Here is a 2,032-nt window from a genome sequence, read left to right as displayed (position 1 = left end):
CGTTGTTTTCAGCCCAACTTGCGCTGATCATACCGGCATGATCAGGCCGCTTAAGTGCGCGCTGTCGCCATCACCGTCCCAGAGCAGTTCGTATTGCAGTCGATGCCCGCGACTGCCGCCGTGGATCAGCAGGTATTCCATCTCAGCCAGCCGCTGGCAATGCACTTTAAGCTGATTGTCACTCCATTGAGTAAAGTCGCGGATATCCCGCCGGGTAAAACGAACGGCGTTCAGGGCACATTGCTGATCTGCCGCCATTGCGTGCGCCATTTGCTGGATCAACAGCAACAGCTTGCGTGTCTGCGGCGGCATCTCATCGAGCGTCCGCCCTAATATCTCGTGTGCCAACTGATTGGCGAGCCGGATATCGTCTTTGCTGACTTCGATATATTCAAGCCGCTTGCCACGATGCTCAGCGGTCTTGACCTCCCGCTGATACTGGTGTAACAGGGCGATACTCTGGATTAACGTTAAATATTTCATGTGATCACGGCGGGTACGGGTTTTGTCTGACAGGAACGTCAGTTGCGACGCATACGGATTCACCACATTCAGCGGTTTCAGTAGCCGCTGGGCGTTCTGGTGCAGTGCGGTGAGATAGTCCCGCTCATTTTCAGCCAGCAGGCCTTCCAGTGTCTGCTTCTGGCGCTGCAACACATGGATAGCTTCGGTCTGCTCGCGGGATTCGTTGACGGTCAGCACCAGACAGCGGTTCAGCAGCTCTTCATCCACATCAATAGCGGTCGTGGTCAGCATCAGCATCACCGGGCCTTTCACCGTGTAGCTTTTGGTCACCAGATTGCCCGTGGCTTCATCCTTGCCCGTGCTCGCCATTGTCAGCTCACCATCACTTTGCAACAGCTTCAACGCATAGGCGGCCTGCCGTACCCCTTCTTCTTCGGCGATAGCGAGGATTTTATGCTGGAGATGGGTTTCCCCCAGATAGAACAGGCTCTGGCCTGTCATGGCGCTGTACTGGATGCGCTCTTCTTCCGGCATCAGGTTCAGTACCGCCTCCATCAGCGAGGATTTTCCGGCAGCGCTGCTGCTCTGGATCAGCACAGCCAGCGGTTTGGGCAGTTTGCGGCTCACGGCAGCCAAAAAGCCAGCCAGTAAGTTAGTGGATTCACCGACAACCCCACAGGCGGCTAAGTCAGTGGTAATACGTGCCGTCAGGTAGGGATCTTGCAGTAACGCCAGTGCCGCTTCCCGTTCAGCGATCCCCATCTCCGGTATGCTGGATTCTGTGCCTGATGTGCCCTGCTGTTGCCACTGTTCAACCGCCAGTAACACCTGCCCCAGCGAACGCCGCAACTCAGCCTCTCCCAGCCCCAGTTCGGTGGCGGCCAGTCTGGCATAGCTGTTTCGGCTGCGGGCACTCATCAGGTCAACCCCGTCGGCGAACAGGACGCCGCTTTGTGTGTCCAGCACCTGCGCATTGAGTTTCATCGTGGCAGCGCCTGCTTTGACTGCGCCCATGCCCCGTAAGCACCATTGGAGTGTGCCGATCGAGATAAGCAGCTCGCCATTATCGCCGGATTCACACACCACACCCGGTGTCACGCTGGGCACGGGTTCAGCCACTAAAGAAGAAGCCGTTTCTGGCGCAGTGACAGACTCAACCGTCTGGCGCTCAACCGCCACGATGTCCGCAGCATCCTGCATCGGCACGGCACTCTCAATCAGTAACGCAAAGGCGGATTCCGACTCGGCCATCTGGCACAGATAGCCGTTGGCATCCTGATCTGGCGGGAACACTACACGCAGCGGCGTGATGCCTTTGGCAACCAGTTCTGAGGCCAGTCTGACCGCGGCATCATTGCCCGCGGTATCATTATCAAAGGCGATCAGGATTTGCTTAATGCCGTGTTGTTCGAACGCCCGCCAGTGGTCAGCGGTGACGCCATTCACCCCGTAAGCGGCCGTAACATTGCGGTGTCCGGTCACCCAGAACGACATCGCATCAATCAGGGATTCACACAGGATCAGCGCCTTGGAGGCACCCAGCGCCGCGGCATTCCAGACCCCTTTA

At 57.5% G+C, this 2,032-nt stretch carries 1 protein-coding gene; it reads right to left on the bottom strand.

The window, feature by feature from the left end:
* Positions 1 to 27 precede the first annotated feature (27 nt).
* Positions 28 to 2,032 (bottom strand): toprim domain-containing protein (locus tag Xbud_RS18840; RefSeq protein WP_099137511.1); only part of this gene is annotated, 2,005 nt, incomplete at its 5' end.

The organism is Xenorhabdus budapestensis, from assembly GCF_002632465.1.
GTDB classification, from domain to species: domain Bacteria; phylum Pseudomonadota; class Gammaproteobacteria; order Enterobacterales; family Enterobacteriaceae; genus Xenorhabdus; species Xenorhabdus budapestensis.
Note: the sequence above shows the minus strand (reverse complement) of the source record. Positions and strands in the feature narration are given on the sequence as shown.